The organism is Rhodococcus sp. ARP2, assembly GCF_001029585.1.
GTDB classification, from domain to species: Bacteria; Actinomycetota; Actinomycetes; order Mycobacteriales; family Mycobacteriaceae; genus Rhodococcus_F; species Rhodococcus_F erythropolis.
This window is the reverse complement of sequence record NZ_LEKE01000086.1, coordinates 16,266-32,120: the sequence shown is the minus strand read 5'-3', so window position 1 is coordinate 32,120 and position 15,855 is coordinate 16,266. Positions and strand designations below refer to the sequence as shown.

The window sequence follows — 15,855 nt, the reverse complement described above, 5'->3', positions numbered from 1 at the left end:
TGCACTTCACCGATGTCACTGCGCGATCCGTCGTGAACTAGTTTGATCTCATGTCCGAAATCAGGGGATCGATCTGGCGGCCGATCGCGGCGCTGACAGTGCTCGGCGCCGTGTGTGGGTTGGTGGCGCTCGGCGTGTTTCAGTGGTGGTGGAACTCGTTGGCATCACCTCACATTCTCACCGGCGGGTCCTATCGGGAGCCGTTTGCCGAGCCGACATACACCGGGCCCATATTCATGGACCTCTTTCCGGCAGAACCTGCTCCGTGGCTGTATTCGGGACTGGTCCTCGGACCGACGGCGGTCGGCTTGCTTGCCGGGATCGTGTTCGTGGTGTTCGTCCGGCGTAATCGCGCGCAGGACCGCGCGATTACGCCGGACGATCGATCAGAGCGCTAGCAACGCGCGCGAGCTCAGTCGAGGATCCGCCAACGGGCGTAGCGCCAACCGCAGCAAGACCAGGGCGTTGTCGTCGCCGGCGATCCTGTTGACTTTCAACGTATTGCACTCGATGCACTGGTGAACGAGCATCCACTCACCGTCTTGCCGGACCGACAGGGACAGCGCCGCCATGGCACCTCTGCACTGTTGTGCCCGGTCACCCGGAACACGACCATCGACGTGGCGGCTGGCCAGACAGTTCGGGCAATGGTTCCGATGTGCGGTACCCGGGGCCGCAGTGGAAATGTCCAAACGGCATGTGAGACAACGGAAGCTCGATCCTTGTTCGCCGCCGATTCCGTGCAATACGTGCTTGGTCCGTTGCGGTGCCCGCCGCGCGCGGGTGCTGGGATTCCTACGTGGCATCTGCTTTCTCACCCCTCACAAGTCGCCGAAGGCTTCGAGCGGGAAGGGTGGTTGTGCGAGCGGCCGCACCGCCATCCTCATCAACAACAACTGGTTGTCGTCACGGCTGACGGGGTTGGAGGTGAGTTCGAGGCACTGTGCGCAGCGGTGGATGATCATCCAATCGCCGCTTCGCAGCACCGCGATCGAAATGGGGGCCATCCGCATTCCGCAGTCCGACGGTCCACCTTCCACCTGGTCGAACAGGTGTCGGGAATGCAGGCAACTGGGGCAGTGGTTTCGGCGATCACCATCGGGGCCGTACGTCATGACGGTGAGTCCGCACTGAATGCACGAGAAGGTGTCGGTTTTCGAGATGGAATTGTGTGATTGAGGCACTGGAGAACTCCTAGCTGAGTGAACAAAGCAGGTAGGAGCAGGCCGAGTGGGCCTCGCGGCTGTCAGTCCGTCGTTTCGGGGATCAGCAAGTGACCCTCGAGGTTGCCGGCAGTGCAGGGGCGAGAGGCGCGCTCGGCGCGGGCTGGGTCATAAACACCTTCTGGATCGGTACTACGGGCCGCTCTGGCCAGAACCGAAAGTACAACGGGATCTGATTGCCGCGCCATCTATTTTCCGGCGACGACTACCTGCCCGAACGGGTAGGTAAGTGCCTCTCCTTCGGTGGGTGTGCCCCGACTGCTGTCCGCGTAGGCTCGGGGCCAGCACTTGTAAGGTGGATCACACCAGTTGGTGCTCGGGCGAGCGAGCTGGGAATTCGCGAAGCGGTGATCTCGGTGCCGCGCGAGAGGAGAGTGGGGTCGTGTCCGTGGCATATCCGGATGCTGTGAACCACGGTGTTCATCGCCGCGGCACTGCTGCTCGACTGGTCAAATTTCACGCCCCCGAGATCGTCTTCGGTATCGGTTCCCTGGTCGAGGCAGCACACGCGACTCTGCGGTTCGGCGGGTTCCGCCCGTTTCTGGTCACCGATCCCGGCTTGATCGACGCGGGGTGGGTCAGCGAACTCGAGGACCATCTCACGGAGCAGGGCTTGACCGCGACAGTGTGGTCAGGGCTGACGCCCAACCCCAAGGACTTCGAGATCGCGGCCGGTTTCGAGGTGTACCAGGAAGGCGAGTGCGACGTCATCATCGCGCTCGGTGGCGGTTCCGTCATCGACGCGGCTAAAGGTGTAGCCGTCCTCGCTGCCAACGGCGGCAACATACTCGACTACGAGGGTGTCGATCAGGCGACAAAACCGATCCCGCCGTTGGTGATGGTTCCCACCACGTCCGGAACGGGCGCTGACGTGTCGCAGTTCTGCATCGTCACGGACACGACCCGCGGCACCAAGATCACCATCATCGGCCGTGCCCTCGTGCCAGATGTGACGGTCATCGATCCGCGGTTGCTCACGACGATGCCCGAGTGGCTCAATGCTGCAACGGGATTGGACGCACTGACGCACGGAATCGAAGCCTTCGTCTCACTGGCGCACAATCCGTTGACCGATCATCACGCGCTCCGCGCGGTCGGCCTCGTGACGGAGAATCTGGTGAACACGATCCAGGACCCGATGGAGATGGAAGCTCGATCGGTGATGGCGCAGGCGAGTCTCGAGGCCGGGTTGGCGTTCACCAACGCGATACTCGGAGCCGCGCACGCCATGAGCCATCAGGTGGGCGGCATGCTTGATCTGCCACATGGCGTCATCAACGGAATTCTGTTGCCCCACGTCATCCGATTCAATTCCACGACGGACGCTGCCCCCTTTGTCGCCATCGCTGCGGCACTGAGCCTTCCTGAACAGCACGGCACCCCGGAGGAAGCAGCGCTGGCGGTGGCCGACCGGGTCGAACGTCTCGCCCGGGAGGTTGGGGTTCCGAAGGGGCTGGGGGAGTTGGGTGTTCGCGAGGGAGACCTCAGTCGACTTGCCAGCTTCGCGTTGCTCGACGCCTGCATGTCCACCAATCCCAGGGAAGCGACGCAGGAGCAGATGGTGGCGTTGTTCCGAGGTGCGTTGTGAAGAGGGACAGTGTGATGCGGTGCAGGGTGATGCGGTGCAGGGTGAAGCGGTGCAGACGATGACCGCGGACCTGTCGCGACTCACCGGTTTACGTTCGGGTAAGAGTTCGTTTTATCCGCAGTACCGCGGCGCTGCCGAGCGTCTCGAACGCGTCGTACATGCGTTGGAATTGATCTCGCGGGCTTTGGTGCGGACCGTCGAGGGGCCGGAAACCCTCGTCTGTGCGGTGGCGGAAGCTGCCCGTGCTCATCTGAGTGCCAACTGGATAGTCTTCGCCTTGGCCGACGGAACATTGCCCGACGCCGGACCACGGCGATTGGTTCTCGGCCCGGACGCCACCCCATTTCTGGTCGACAACGTGGAGGGGCCACCACTTCCGGAGGATGTAGTCGAATGCCTCGACGACATCCGCTGCGGAAGAATCGAATCCAACTCGGTGATCGACGCTCACTACGCGTTTGTGCCGATCGTGCTCGGCGGCGGTGTGGTCGGCGCCTTTGCGGCCTGGACGCCGGCCAACCGGACGCTCGACACGACGGACGGTGCTGTGCTCAGCATTCTGGCCAGCCAGACTGCCGTGGCTCTGCAGAACTCGGCGCTCTATCAGCGCGGACAACTACTGCTCGAACGAGCCGAAGACGCATATGCGGAGGCCAACCGCACTGCAGCCGACCTCGCGGTGCGCAACAGTGAATTGGAGTCCACGCAGCGTCAACTCGGAGTGGCTCACCGGCACCAGGTGGTCGACGACGAACGGCACCGGATCGCCCGCGAACTTCACGACAGCGTGACACAGGCGGTGTTGTCGGCCGGCATGCAGATCGAGGTCTGCCGGAGCGACATCCCGGAGGCGGAACGCAGTGAAAGACTGGACTTGGCAAAGGATTTGACCAGGCGGGCGGTCGAGCAGCTTCGCTCGGCGATCTACGCGCTCAATCATTCCTCGGACGCGGACCGGACGTCGCTGCCCGAGATGCTCGAGCAGCTCGGCGTGGTTCACATGCCGGACGAGTTGGCGGTCAGCGTTCGCGTCGGCGGCACCCCGACCGAGCTTCCAGGCGATGCCGAACACGCTCTTCTGCGGATCGCGGGGGAGGCGCTGTTCAATGTTGCGGTGCATGCCCATGCGAGTCGAGCGGTCCTGCGGTTGACCTATCGAGCGGATACGGTGCTGCTGTCGGTTTCCGACGACGGTGACGGCGACCCTGCGCGGATGCGTCTGATCCTCAAACTCGCAGCCACCAACGACGTCGACGGCCGTCATCGCGGACTGGCGAACATGCAGACACGAACTCTCGAGTTGGGTGGTGCGCTCGAAGTTCGGCGCGCGCGGATCGGTGGAATTCAGATTCTCGTGCGACTGCCACTACCACTGCCACAGGCACTTCCGCTCCAGGCGGATGTCGACAATCTTTGCTCCACCACTGAAATCGAGAGCGAGGAATCATGACCACTGCGCGTCCCGTCATCACCCGCGGAGCATCGCCGGTTCAGGGATTGGTTCGAATCGTCCTGGTCGACGACCATGCAATTTTGCGGCAAGGGCTCCGCTCGGTTCTCGAGCGCGAAAGCGACCTCGAGATCGTGGGGGAGGCTTCGTCTCTCGCCGAGGCGCTTGCCGTGGTCGACAAGGTGGGTCCGGACATCGTCTTGATGGATCTGAAACTCTCCGCCAGTTCCGACTACGAGGGACTGACCCTTTGTGGCCAGTTGTCTACGGCGCATCCCGGGCTCGGACTGTTGGTTCTCACCACCTTTCTCGACGATCAACTGGTGGTGCGAGCGGTACACGCGGGTGCTCGCGGCTATGTCGTCAAAGACGTCGACACCACCGAATTGGTGCGTGCGATCAGGGCGGTCTCGCGGGGTGAGAGTGCGTTCGATTCTCGCAGCGCATCGGCTGTCGTCCGATCGCTCAACGGGCAGTCGTCATCCAAAGAACGATTGACCGATCGTGAACTCGAAGTACTGAGACTGCTCGCAAACGGCTTGTCCAACATCAAGATCGGTGAGCGACTGTTCATCTCGCCGACCACGGTCAAGTTCCACGTCAGCAACATCATGCGCAAACTCGAGGTGAGTCGGCGAGCAGAGGCCGTCTACGCCGCGAGTAAGCAAGGTCTGATCTAGCTCCGCTCGGAGACCGCCCAGGCGCGCAGCGCCTGATGCTGTACGAGGAGCACGCTCGATCGAGTTGTGCGCAGAGTCGACGCGGTCATCTCGGCAGTCAGACCCACTGCGATTCGCAATACCAGGACCTCACGTTGGTCGTCGGTGAGGCGACGTGGGCATTTGAATTGTCCGTCGATGTTGCGTGACTGGGGAATTGACGCAATCCGTTGCGAGGCCAACTCGTAGGCGAAGTTCTCGATTCGTGTGTCGGCCGAGATCGTTTCGGACATTCGTGTGACGACGTCCAGGGTGCATTGATGGGCGAGATCGTCGGCGAATGTTGCGACAGGCGTCCCGAGAAGCCTGGCGCGATAGTAGAGAACGACGCGAGGGTGCAATCGGGCCAGGAGTTTCGACAGTGCGTGATGATCGCCGGCGAATGCCCCGGCGGCGTTGCGGTTCAAGGAAATCGATTGTTCACAGGTTTCGGGTGAAGCGGTTCGTGCGGAGGGTGGCGTCGGTGAAGTCTTCGCGCCCCTGATCGACAGCTTCATCAACAACTCCTCGGGTACAGCGCACCTCATCATGCTGGAACGAGAATTGAGGTACCCCACCGAAAATGCGGGTAAACCTGAAGTTACCTTCCAGGTGTCCGGTCTTTTCGCTGGGAGCGCCAGTCCGCGAGCATGCGCGGCATTTCCGCGGCCATGAAGTCGAAGAAGTCGCGCAGATCTTCCATACGATCGCCGGCCGTAGTGCCTTCACCGAGGACCCGAATGCCCTCGTCCGCAACTGCCGAGACCTGGTAGAGGGACGATTGTTTCGTGACAAACGCGTCGGCCCACATCTCGACGCTGACGCAGTAGTGCTGACGCCTCGATCCGGGGACGGCCACTCGCTCGATCAATCCGACTTGCTGGAGGTATCTGACTGCTCCGGAAATGGCGGCGGGGCTCACTCCCAATCGGGATCCGAGATCTCCTGGCGTGGACGAGGGTGTCTCGCTGGTCATCAACGCGGCCCAGACGCGTGCAGGCATCGGCGGAAAACCCATGTCGCTCAGAACGAGTGAGAGTCGCTCGACAAAATGTCGGCTCTCGTCCGGTGCAACGGTGCGGCTGATGTCGGTCATCGGAACCCTTCGATCTTTCTTCTTTTCTATCTTCACACATTTGTGAAATCGGCGTACGGTCAAATTCATGGGTGCGGCAATTTCAGTGAAAAGCCTCGTCAAGACCTTCGGTACCACCCGCGCGCTGGACGGCCTCGACCTCGAAGTCTCAGCAGGTGAAGTGCACGGATTCCTGGGACCGAACGGCTCTGGAAAGTCGACCACTATTCGGGTGCTCCTCGGCCTGCTCCGCTCGGACTCCGGAGACGCAACTGTTCTCGGCGGCGATCCGTGGCGAGACGCTGTTACCTTGCATCGACGTCTCGCTTACGTGCCTGGCGACGTGAATCTGTGGCCCAACCTCACCGGCGGGGAGGCTATCGATCTGTTGGCGGGTCTGCGCGGTGGCTTGGACCGAAAACGCCGCAGCGAGTTGCTCGATCGCTTCGAACTTGACCCGACCAAGAAGGCGCGGACGTACTCGAAAGGTAATCGGCAGAAGGTTGCACTCGTGGCGGCGTTTTCGTCCGACGTCGACCTTTACGTACTCGACGAACCGACATCGGGGCTCGACCCGTTGATGGAAGCGGTGTTTCAGGACTGCGTCGAAGAGGTGGCTCACGCCGGAAAGACGGTCCTGCTGTCGAGCCATATCCTCGCCGAGGTCGAAGCGCTGTGCGATCGCGTGAGCATCATCCGCGACGGGCGGACGGTGGAAGAGGGAACGCTGTCCGAACTCAGGCATCTCACGCGCACGTCCATCTCGGCGGAGACACAGCGCCAGATCGGCGGACTCGACGGGCTCGGCGGTGTCCACGACGCGGTGATCGACGGTAACCACGTCACCTGCGAAGTTGACAGCGCGCAACTCGGACCACTCATGACGTACTTGGTCGGATTCGGAATCGTGGCGCTCACTTCCACTCCGCCGACACTCGAAGAACTCTTCTTGCGTCATTACGGTGACGAGCGCGCCAGGGAGACTTCGGTCCACCTGCGAGCCGAGACCGGTGTACGGCCATGACCGTTGTTGTCGAGGCCGCTCCACCGGTACCGGCCTCGGCAAGTCAATTCACCGGCACGCGCCGACTGGTCCGGTTGGCTTTGCGACGGGACCGAATTCAGCTTTCCGTGTGGGTCATCTCGATCGTCCTGTTCATGCTGCTGGTTGTCGCCAGTGTGACCGGGCTGTACTCGACCCCCGAGGAGTTACGAAACATCGCAGTCAGTTCTGCGGTATCGCCGGTGGCGCTGGCGACCAACGGAATCGTGTCCGGCGATTCGCAGGGCGCGATAGTCGCCAGTCAGTCGGTGCTCGTGTTCGCGTTGGTGGCGGCATTGATGAGCACCCTTGCGGTGGTTCGTCATACACGACAGAACGAAGAGACCGGCCGTGCCGAGATGATCGGTGCTGCGGTGGTGGGTCGGCGAGCGCTTCTGACGTCCGCACTGATTGTCACGGTCGGTGCAAACCTGGTTCTGACATTGGGAATTGCGCTGGGATCGATCGCCGTCGGTTTGCCGGTGTTTGGTTCGCTCGCGTTGGGTGCCTCGATAGGTGGGGCCGGAATCGCGTTTGCCGGCGTGGCGGCGGTGACTGCGCAGATCACCGACGGTGCTCGTACGGCCAACGGTCTGGCGGGTGCCGCGATCGGTGTTGCCTTCATGCTGCGCGCGATCGGCGACGTGAACAGTACGGTCGTCGACGACGGAACTCGCGTGGTGAGCGGTTGGTTGTCGTGGCTTTCGCCGATCGGATGGGCGCAACAGATCAGACCTTTCGACGACGACGCTTGGTGGATCCTGCTGTTGCTGATCGGATTTGCGGTTGTGCACGTGGTGGTGGCGTTTGTTCTCATCGGCCATCGCGATCAGGGAGCGGGGCTCGTGCAGCCCCGGCCCGGCCCGCCGACCGCAGCATCGTGGTTGCCGTCGGCTTGGGGCCTGGCGTGGCGCATGCAGCGAATGACGATGTTCTGGTGGATCTTTGCCGTTGTCATTCTCGGGTTCGCCTACGGCGCTGTGGGCAACGAGATCGACGCGATGGTGGGATCGTCGCAGCAGACCGCGGAGATGTTCGAGAAACTTGGTGGCGGCGGTACGGATCTGGTGGATTCGTACTTGGCCACTGCTCTCGGTCTCACCTCGATAGTGATCGCGGCATATTCGGTCCAGAGTCTTCTCCGGATGCGGGGCGAGGAAACATCGGGACGGCTCGAACCGTTGCTGGCAACCTCTTTGTCGCGGTGGAGGTGGATGCTTTCCCACCTGGGTGTGGTTGTGGGCGGGGTGATCCTCGCGCACGTCTTGATGGGTGCCTTCACCGGATTTGCCTTCGGGCTCGTCACGGACGACATCGGCGGCAACACACTTCGCATGACAGGCGCTGCCTTGGCCTATCTACCTGCAGTGCTTGTAGTCGTGGGGTTGGTGTCGTTGGCTTTCGGACTGTTTCCGACCTACGCGTCGGCGCTCTCCTGGGGAATCTTGGCGGCATGCATCGTGCTCGGGCAACTCGGAACGTTGCTGAAGCTTCCACAGTTAGTGCTGGATCTGTCACCCTTCACCCACGTGCCGGGTGCCCCCGCCGAGCCAGTGACAGTTCTACCGCTGCTGGCAATGATCGTTGTGGCAGTAGTGCTATCGACAGCATCGCTTGTTGCGTTCCGTCGTCGCGACCTCCAGGGGTAGTAGGACTGAACTCAATTGGGAGTTCAACCCAGAATTCGACGAAGCTGGCGAGCCCGAGCGGCGAGCCGTCCGGTCGAGTCGAATAGTTCGGATTCGTCAACACAGAGAGTGTCTGTCGCCCAGGCGGTCCCGTGGCGTAGGCGATACCACGGTGACAGTGTTCGGGGATCTGCCGTGAGGTGCTCCGGTGTGAAATGCGCGGTGAACTCGATAGTGGGTATAGCCACGGGCATCGTCAGTGTTGCGAACAATCCGGGCGGAAGCGCGTCGAGAAGGACCGCGGCGCGCTCTTGGGCCGTGAAATCGAGGTCTGTGAGCAATCGGATCCAGACGTCGAATTCCGGGGCGTCGCCACCGGCGAACGGCCTCGCGGAATTGATCGGCCGGATGTCGAGGTGCTGGGAGAACGGCACAAAATCCACCGGGATCTCCAGCGGCGGCAGGGTTGACGGGTCGGCCGGAGTCGGTTCGGCGACAGGGGCGGACATCGTTGTGCCTCCTGTGTCGCGGGCTAGCCGAACGAGAGCGGATCCCGAACCGGTCAGCGTGACGTGGCAACTGACGGTCCGCCCGCCCCGCATATCGTCGACAGTCAGCTCGGCCGGCCCCGGAGGGACGGGGCGGTCCAGGTGCGCCGTGACTGCCAGAGGTTCGGCTCCGGACGCGTCGGCAGCCACTCGCAGCATCCGTGCAACGGCGAGTCCGCCCTGAATGCCGTCGAAACTCCGCCAGCTGGAGTCGAATTCGGTGTGATGACACGCTGCGTCGGTCGACGGCGATACCGTCGCGGACGCCTGACTATTAATTGCCATAGTCAGCACCCTAGATGCTGACTATGGCTATGGCAAGCTAGGGTCTACTCGGGAGTGCTGGACGACCCACCGAAGAGCATGTAGATGAGGATCTGAAGAATGCCGAGAGGATTGATCTCGCCGAGGCTGCTCATGTGTGAGGAACTCCTGTTTGCGGGGATGGGTACTGTTGCGTCGCAACGTCACTGAAAGTACGGCAATTCAGACAATGCGGTGCGGAATTTACCGATAATTCACTGTCCGCGAGTCGGGCGACAGTGCAGGTAGGCGTCAGTGACTACGTCGAGAACGCGATTGCCGTCTGCATCGACCAATTTCGCTGTGATGGTGACCAATCCCCGCGCGCGATTGTCGAACACGACGTTGTCGACGGTGACCTTTCCGCTCAGGGTGTCACCGGGGCGAAGTGGACGTAGGAAGCTCACGTCGCGCATGGACTTTCCGGCGATCACGTTCCACTGGTCGTAGAGACTGGCGACCACCAACTTCTGGCAGATCGACAGGGTGTGCAGCCCGCTGGCGATCAACCCGCCGAAGACCCCGGACCCGGCGGCTTCCTTGTCGATGTGAAACCACTGGGGATCCCACTGGGTTGCGAACTCGACGATCTCCTCTTCGGTCACCGAATACGAGCCCAATGGGATCACTTGGCCGATCTCGAGATCTTCTGCGAACACTGTGCGTTGGTGAAGGGCGGCCGAATCGTTCATGTCTGTGTGAATCTCCTGCGTGTTCCGGATGTACTCGGAACATACTCCCCGCAGTGCGTTCGGCCCCTTCGCAAGTCCTTGTCCAGGGTCACTAGAATCGTCACATGGTTGACGACGCGAAGATCGAGCCGAGGGCGCTGGCAGGAACGTGGCACTTCGAGCGCGACATAGTCGACCGCCTTTCCGGTTCCACCAAGCATGTCTTCGGCGAGACCACTATCTCCGACGCCGGTGACGGTCGGATGCGCTGGTACGAGAGTGGCACTCTGCGTGACGGCGATCTGGAATTGCCAGTGTTCCGCACTCTGTTCATTGCAAAGCGCGGCCTCGAATGGGCCGTGACATTCGAAGACGGCAGAGAGTTCCACGACTGGGCACCGGGGGAGGAAGTCGAGCACCTGTGCGGTGCGGACACCTACCGCGGGCGAATCGACGTCACTGCAGTAGATGGATCGGCTTGGGCGGTCGTCTGGACCGTGACGGGGCCGAGCAAGAACTACACGATGACCACGCATCTCACCCGGCCCTGATCGCAGCGATCACCAGTTATTCGACGCCGATCGTCACCTCGGTGGACTTCACGAATACCGTTGCAGCTTGGCCTGGTTCGAGGTCGAGATCCAGTGCGGCGTCGCGGGTGATCGACGAAGTCACGATCTGGTTGCCGCCGTCCAACTTCACCTTGACCGTTGCCATGACGGTGCCGAGGTTGACCTCGGTGATGGTGCCGGTGAGTTGATTTCGTGTGGACAGTCGCATCTCTGAAACTCCTGTGCTCTGGGGTGGGTGTACTTCGACCATAATCCGATGGTCGCGTATCTACCCAGCGATTCCGCAGGTGCGGACATGCGGGCACCGCAGGTGCGCGAATATTGTCGGGCGGTGGAGGTAGATTCCGGTCATGACTGAACCCGTGAAAGGCCCGGCGTCGTATTTTCCGTCGATCGAGAAGAAATACGGTCGGCCGATCGGTGAGTGGCAAGAGCTGATCAAAAGCTCAGACCTCACCAAGCACATGGAATTGGTGAATTGGTTGAAGTCGGAGCACGGGATGGGGCATGGGCACGCGAATGCACTTGTCGCCCATACGCTGAAAGAAGGCTAGTTCTTTTCAGGCGGCCGATGCGTCCAGCACCAACCAGCCGCCGTGATGCTCGAATACCTCGAACGGCACACCGGTCTGCCGGCCGACCGCACGCAGTGACTCGAGATCGAACGTACGGATGTGGCCGTGGCACGCGGTGGCTTCGTCTTCGAAGGGGACGGCTATGACGACCCGTTGACGTGCGATTCGGAGTGCCTGCGCGATCACGGCTTCGCCGACCGAGTCGTCGACGTGCTCGAGGAGATGAATTGCGGTGACGGTGTCGGCGCTGTTGTCCGGTGCCGGTACTTCACCCGCGTCGCAGATCACCGTGTCGATCGTGATGCCGAGTTCGGGGGCTACCGCGTCGAGCAGGATCATCGTTCCGGGCAGGATGTCCGTGGCGGTCACGTCCATTCCGGCGCGCGCGAGCCGCAGGGGCAGGAAACCGAAGCAGGAACCCAGATCGAGTACGGAACCGCGAACCAGTTCTTCGGCTTTGTCGTGAATCGGCGCGAAATCTGCAGTGCCGTCCAGTAGTTCGGCAAGGGAGTTCCGGTAGTAGGTGGTCCAGGATTCGAGAGCGCCGTCCACGGTGGACCGAACCAGTCCGACCATCGTCAACTCGAATTCGTCCTGACCGAACTCCGCGTCCTGGATCGACGAGGTGACTCCGGCTACGAGTCGCTCGCTCAGATCGGCGGGAGTGAGGGAGTGCCTGACGTGGAGTCTGCCGCCTCGACGATCGAGCGAGATCGGACCGGAATCGACACGTTCGACGGTGACATGCCCGAACGACCACAAGCCCGGCGTCGACGGTGCCAGTGAATCCAGGACCGGTTCGTTCGTGATGGTGGACATGATCGCCTTTCTCAGGTGGTGATGCCGGTCCGCAAGGACTGCGTACCTGTTTTCAAGAGTTCCGGTAGCTCGAGTGAATCGTCGGTGAGCCACTGTTCGTACGCCGACATGGCGACCCCGAGCAGAAGATAGCCGACCGTGCGTGGGCCGTGATCGGTCGGCTCGAGATTCATTCGGCGTGCGACGTAGTCGGCGACCACCTGCCGCCAACCTTCGTACATCACCACAGAGTATGCCTGAAGCGTCGGAACTTCGAGGATCAATTCCATCCGTTTGCGATGTACCGCAGTCTCTTCCGGCGGGAAGGTGTTGAACGTCAACAATGCGGATTCGAGTGCGTCGACCAACGGTATGTCAGCGGGCAGTGAATCCAGGTGCTCGCGCATCTCGTCGAGATGTCCGTCGAAGTCGCCCCAGGGGACGGCGTTCTTGGACGGAAAGTAGCGAAAGAAAGTCCGGCGCGCGATGCCGGCGGCGTCGGCTATCTGGTCGACGCTCACCTCGTTGAAGCCGACGGTGGAGAACAGTTCGATGCCGATCGTGCTGATTCCCTCCCTCGTTGTGGAGGGGCGACGACCTATCCGAGCGGACGGTTTCTTGCGGCTACGCATACTTTTTTCGCTCCATGTGTGTCATTCTGCACTCGATGCCATTACAGTGGTGAACCGAGTCACAGTGAAGTCCCACTAGTGACCACCAACTCCCAGGTTGGAAGTCTGATCTACAGACTTCCAGACGGAGTGCGACCGCAGGAGGAATCCATGTCAGATCGTGACAACAAGGCGCTCGAGAACGACCTCGTCGAGGAGTCCCTCGTTGAGGAAGTTTCCATCGACGGCATGTGCGGCGTGTACTGACCGTGTCTGCTTTGGATCTCGATGCGGGGTGGAAACTCCACCCGCAGGTAGCGCTTCGCCCCGAACCTTTCGGGGCGTTGCTCTACCACTTCGGAACGCGCAAGCTGTCGTTCCTGAAGAACACGACCATCGTTGCGGTGGTCAAGGCGTTGCCAGACCATCCTGATGTCAGGTCCGCACTACGTGCGCAAGGCATCGAAGATGACGCGGCTCCCCAATATGCCCGCGCGCTGAGCACTCTCGCCGATTCGCACATGATCGTGCCTGTCTGAGCCAGACGCTCGCCCCCACGTGCGGAACAGCCCTTCTGCACGTTCGCCCGCTTCATTTCTTCGCGAGGACACAGCCATGACCTCAGTTCTTGAACAGCCCTCTCCGCCCGCCAAGGTGGGTCGCCTCGTCGATCAGTTCGAACTCGGACTCGACGCCCCCATCTGCCTGACGTGGGAACTCACCTACGCCTGCAACCTGTCCTGCGTGCACTGCCTTTCGTCGTCGGGTCGCCGTGACCCCAACGAGCTGAGCACCGAACAGTGCAAGTCCATCATCGACGAGCTGCAACGTATGCAGGTCTTCTACGTCAACATCGGTGGCGGCGAGCCGACGGTACGCTCCGACTTCTGGGAGCTCGTCGATTACGCAACGGACCACCAGGTTGGCGTGAAGTTCTCCACCAACGGCGTGAAGATCGACAAGAAGGTCGCGGCACGGCTTGCGGCCAGTGACTACGTCGACGTGCAGATTTCCATCGACGGTGCCACCGCTGAGGTCAATGACGCTGTGCGCGGGCCTGGTTCGTTCGCAATGGCCGAGCGGGCTCTCGCGAACCTGAAGGAAGCCGGCTTCAAGGACGCCAAGATTTCGGTGGTCGTCACGCGGCACAACGTCAGTCAGCTCGACGAGTTCAAGGCTCTCGCGGACAAGTACGACGCGACCCTGCGCATCACTCGACTGCGCCCTTCGGGTCGCGGCGCCGATGTGTGGGACGACCTGCACCCACGCCTGGAGCAGCAGCGTGAGCTCTACAACTGGTTGGTGGCCAACGGCGAAGGCGTCCTGACGGGCGACTCGTTCTTCCACCTCTCCGCGTTCGGCGATGCACTGCCCGGTCTCAATCTCTGTGGCGCGGGCCGCGTCGTGTGCCTGATCGACCCGGTCGGTGACGTGTACGCATGCCCGTTCGCGATTCACGAGCAGTTCCTCGCCGGAAACATCGTGAAAGACGGTGGATTCCAGGAAGTCTGGCAGCACTCGGACCTGTTCGAGGAGCTGCGCTCGCCGCAGACCGGTGGCGCCTGCAGCAAGTGCAATCACTACGACTCCTGCCGGGGTGGCTGCATGGCAGCCAAGTTCTTCACCGGACTGCCGATGGACGGACCTGACCCCGAATGCGTCATCGGCAACGGTGAAATGGCATTGGCGTCGGCGGGAGAGGTCCCGAAGTCCAGCGTCGATCACTCCCGTTCCGGTCAACGTAAGACCCCACGTGCATCGGTGCCACTGACACTGATGATGCGTCCGCCCGCCAAGATTTGTGACGAAAACCCGCTTGCGGGAATGCAGTAACTACTGCGCGATACCGACAGTGCGGCGAAAGCTGCACCCCAGAGAGGTCAGTTCAATGGCTAAGAATGCTTTCTTCGAGACGGTGGCAGAAGCACAGCGCCGTGCGAAGAAGAGGTTGCCCAAGTCCGTGTACGCGGCGTTGGTGGCGGGATCCGAGAAAGGGCTGACGGTCGACGACAACGTCGCGGCATTCAGCGAACTGGGTTTCGCTCCTCACGCTGCGGGACTGTCGGACAAGCGCGAGATGTCCACCACCATTATGGGCCAGGACATTTCGTTGCCCGTCATGATTTCACCGACAGGTGTGCAGGCAGTGCACCCCGACGGTGAGGTAGCGGTAGCTCGTGCGGCTGCAGCACGGGGAACAGCCATCGGACTGAGTTCTTTCGCCAGCAAGTCCATCGAAGAAGTTGCCGCGGCCAACCCGCAGGTTTTCTTCCAGATGTATTGGGTCGGCAGCCGCGACGTGCTCCTGCAGCGTATGGAGCGCGCTCGCGCTGCCGGTGCCAAGGGCCTGATCATCACCACCGACTGGTCCTTCTCGTACGGTCGCGACTGGGGCAGCCCGTCCATCCCCGAAAAGATGGACCTCAAGGCGATGTTCCAGTTCGCTCCCGAGGGCATCATGCGCCCGAAGTGGTTGCTGGAGTTCGCCAAGACCGGCAAGATCCCCGACCTGACAACACCCAACCTCGCGGCTCCCGGCCAGCCGGCACCGACGTTCTTCGGCGCGTACGGCGAGTGGATGCAGACCCCGCTTCCGACGTGGGAAGACATCGCCTGGCTTCGTGAGCAGTGGGGTGGACCGTTCATGCTCAAGGGCATCATGCGCATCGACGACGCCAAGCGAGCTGTCGACGCCGGTGTCTCCGCTATCTCGGTCTCCAACCACGGTGGTAACAACCTCGACGGCACCCCGGCGCCGATCCGCGTGCTCCCGGGCATTGCCGAGGCCGTGGGCGATCAGGTGGAAGTTGTTCTCGACGGCGGCATTCGACGCGGCGGCGACGTCGTCAAGGCGCTAGCACTCGGAGCCAAGGCCGTTATGCTCGGGCGCGCCTACCTGTGGGGTCTCTCGGCAAACGGCCAGGCCGGTGTCGAGAACGTGCTCGACCTGATGCGGATGGGCATCGACTCGGGGCTGATGGGCCTTGGCCACTCGTCCGTCACGGAACTGAGCCCGGCAGACCTGGTGATCCCGGAAGGCTTCACACGCTCACTGGGCGCCAGCTGAGATTGC

General features: G+C 61.8%; 21 protein-coding genes. 12 read left to right on the top strand and 9 right to left on the bottom strand.

All coding sequences use genetic code 11. The features are described 5' to 3' along the window. The first annotated feature begins 50 nt into the window (after nt 1–50). On the top strand, nt 51–398 hold the full coding sequence (locus ABX74_RS22395; protein ID WP_020968992.1) for a hypothetical protein: 348 nt from the start codon (nt 51–53) through the stop codon (nt 396–398). On the opposite strand, the gene ABX74_RS22390 is transcribed toward ABX74_RS22395, so the two are convergent. Both ABX74_RS22390 and ABX74_RS22385 read right to left on the bottom strand, forming a co-directional pair. Next, nucleotides 387–806, bottom strand: a complete 420-nt coding sequence (locus tag ABX74_RS22390; RefSeq protein WP_046378238.1) for an RNHCP domain-containing protein — start codon at nt 804–806, stop codon at nt 387–389. The two genes, ABX74_RS22395 and ABX74_RS22390, sit on opposite strands and share 12 nt — an antisense overlap. A 15-nt stretch (nt 807–821) precedes the next feature. Next, nucleotides 822–1,184, bottom strand: a complete 363-nt coding sequence (locus ABX74_RS22385) for an RNHCP domain-containing protein (protein ID WP_003941922.1) — start codon at nt 1,182–1,184, stop codon at nt 822–824. A 421-nt stretch (nt 1,185–1,605) separates the two neighbouring features. On the opposite strand from ABX74_RS22385, the gene ABX74_RS22380 reads away from it, so the two are divergent. From ABX74_RS22380 to ABX74_RS22370, 3 genes are read left to right on the top strand one after another with little or no spacing between them, the layout of a single operon-like run. After that, a complete protein-coding gene (locus tag ABX74_RS22380; RefSeq protein ID WP_020968994.1) occupies nt 1,606–2,811 on the top strand; it encodes an iron-containing alcohol dehydrogenase in 1,206 nt (401 codons plus the stop codon). 58 nt (nt 2,812–2,869) lie between these two features. Continuing rightward, on the top strand, nt 2,870–4,261 hold the full coding sequence (locus ABX74_RS22375; protein ID WP_024487311.1) for a MadS family sensor histidine kinase: 1,392 nt from the start codon (nt 2,870–2,872) through the stop codon (nt 4,259–4,261). Continuing rightward, on the top strand, nt 4,258–4,941 hold the full coding sequence (locus tag ABX74_RS22370; RefSeq protein ID WP_019744264.1) for a MadR family response regulator transcription factor: 684 nt from the start codon (nt 4,258–4,260) through the stop codon (nt 4,939–4,941). The genes ABX74_RS22375 and ABX74_RS22370 overlap by 4 nt, the downstream gene beginning before the upstream one ends. Here the strand turns inward: ABX74_RS22370 and ABX74_RS22365 are convergent. Both ABX74_RS22365 and ABX74_RS22360 read right to left on the bottom strand, forming a co-directional pair. Further along, nucleotides 4,938–5,477 (bottom strand): hypothetical protein, encoded by a 540-nt coding sequence (locus ABX74_RS22365; protein WP_020968996.1) that lies wholly within the window; start codon nt 5,475–5,477, stop codon nt 4,938–4,940. The two genes, ABX74_RS22370 and ABX74_RS22365, sit on opposite strands and share 4 nt — an antisense overlap. Nucleotides 5,478–5,560: 83 nt before the next feature. Continuing rightward, entirely contained in the window at nt 5,561–6,055 is a 495-nt protein-coding gene (locus ABX74_RS22360) for a GbsR/MarR family transcriptional regulator (protein ID WP_020968997.1), read from the bottom strand. A gap of 67 nt (nt 6,056–6,122) precedes the next feature. Between ABX74_RS22360 and ABX74_RS22355 the strand changes: the two genes are divergently transcribed. Together ABX74_RS22355 and ABX74_RS22350 are read left to right on the top strand one after the other, a co-directional pair. Next, nucleotides 6,123–7,058: an ATP-binding cassette domain-containing protein gene (locus ABX74_RS22355; protein ID WP_020968998.1), complete on the top strand. Its 936-nt coding sequence runs from the start codon at nt 6,123–6,125 to the stop codon at nt 7,056–7,058. Beyond that, nucleotides 7,055–8,725 carry an ABC transporter permease gene (locus ABX74_RS22350; RefSeq protein WP_047889735.1) on the top strand — a complete coding sequence of 557 codons (1,671 nt, stop codon included), beginning with the start codon at nt 7,055–7,057 and terminating at the stop codon, nt 8,723–8,725. Before ABX74_RS22355 ends, ABX74_RS22350 begins: the two co-directional genes overlap by 4 nt. Before the next feature lie 23 nt (nt 8,726–8,748). Here the strand turns inward: ABX74_RS22350 and ABX74_RS22345 are convergent, their stop codons facing one another. Both ABX74_RS22345 and ABX74_RS22340 read right to left on the bottom strand, forming a co-directional pair. Beyond that, nucleotides 8,749–9,537 (bottom strand): thioesterase family protein, encoded by a 789-nt coding sequence (locus ABX74_RS22345; protein ID WP_029254882.1) that lies wholly within the window; start codon nt 9,535–9,537, stop codon nt 8,749–8,751. A gap of 233 nt (nt 9,538–9,770) precedes the next feature. Further along, nucleotides 9,771–10,247, bottom strand: coding sequence for a MaoC/PaaZ C-terminal domain-containing protein (locus tag ABX74_RS22340; protein WP_029254883.1), 477 nt, complete (start codon nt 10,245–10,247; stop codon nt 9,771–9,773). Nucleotides 10,248–10,351: 104 nt separating this feature from the next. On the opposite strand from ABX74_RS22340, the gene ABX74_RS22335 reads away from it, so the two are divergent. Continuing rightward, on the top strand, nt 10,352–10,777 hold the full coding sequence (locus ABX74_RS22335) for a DUF6314 family protein (RefSeq protein ID WP_019744256.1): 426 nt from the start codon (nt 10,352–10,354) through the stop codon (nt 10,775–10,777). A 16-nt stretch (nt 10,778–10,793) separates the two neighbouring features. Here the strand turns inward: ABX74_RS22335 and ABX74_RS22330 are convergent, their stop codons facing one another. Further along, nucleotides 10,794–11,006 (bottom strand): molybdopterin-binding protein, encoded by a 213-nt coding sequence (locus ABX74_RS22330; RefSeq protein WP_003942061.1) that lies wholly within the window; start codon nt 11,004–11,006, stop codon nt 10,794–10,796. A 142-nt stretch (nt 11,007–11,148) separates the two neighbouring features. Here ABX74_RS22330 and ABX74_RS22325 point away from each other — a divergent pair, with 142 nt between their 5' ends. Continuing rightward, nucleotides 11,149–11,352: a DUF4287 domain-containing protein gene (locus ABX74_RS22325; protein ID WP_019744255.1), complete on the top strand. Its 204-nt coding sequence runs from the start codon at nt 11,149–11,151 to the stop codon at nt 11,350–11,352. A gap of 6 nt (nt 11,353–11,358) precedes the next feature. Here the strand turns inward: ABX74_RS22325 and mftM are convergent, their stop codons facing one another. Together mftM and mftR are read right to left on the bottom strand one after the other, a co-directional pair. Further along, the gene (gene mftM, locus ABX74_RS22320; RefSeq protein WP_019744254.1) at nt 11,359–12,192 is read right to left on the bottom strand and encodes a mycofactocin oligosaccharide methyltransferase MftM; all 834 of its coding nucleotides are present in this window, start codon (nt 12,190–12,192) and stop codon (nt 11,359–11,361) included. An 11-nt stretch (nt 12,193–12,203) separates the two neighbouring features. Further along, nucleotides 12,204–12,803 (bottom strand): mycofactocin system transcriptional regulator, encoded by a 600-nt coding sequence (mftR, locus tag ABX74_RS22315; protein ID WP_019744253.1) that lies wholly within the window; start codon nt 12,801–12,803, stop codon nt 12,204–12,206. A 150-nt stretch (nt 12,804–12,953) separates the two neighbouring features. Between mftR and mftA the strand changes: the two genes are divergently transcribed. The 4 genes from mftA (at nt 12,954) to mftD (ending at nt 15,849) form a co-directional block, all read left to right on the top strand. Then, the gene (gene mftA, locus ABX74_RS30030) at nt 12,954–13,049 is read left to right on the top strand and encodes a mycofactocin precursor MftA (RefSeq protein WP_063836238.1); all 96 of its coding nucleotides are present in this window, start codon (nt 12,954–12,956) and stop codon (nt 13,047–13,049) included. Beyond that, nucleotides 13,034–13,321: a mycofactocin biosynthesis chaperone MftB gene (gene mftB / locus ABX74_RS22310; protein ID WP_007728309.1), complete on the top strand. Its 288-nt coding sequence runs from the start codon at nt 13,034–13,036 to the stop codon at nt 13,319–13,321. Before mftA ends, mftB begins: the two co-directional genes overlap by 16 nt. A 76-nt stretch (nt 13,322–13,397) precedes the next feature. Further along, the gene (gene mftC, locus ABX74_RS22305; RefSeq protein ID WP_047889734.1) at nt 13,398–14,615 is read left to right on the top strand and encodes a mycofactocin radical SAM maturase; all 1,218 of its coding nucleotides are present in this window, start codon (nt 13,398–13,400) and stop codon (nt 14,613–14,615) included. A gap of 55 nt (nt 14,616–14,670) precedes the next feature. Beyond that, complete coding sequence (mftD, locus tag ABX74_RS22300) at nt 14,671–15,849, top strand: pre-mycofactocin synthase MftD (RefSeq protein WP_020969000.1); 1,179 nt, start codon at nt 14,671–14,673, stop codon at nt 15,847–15,849. The last annotated feature ends 6 nt before the right edge of the window (nt 15,850–15,855 follow it).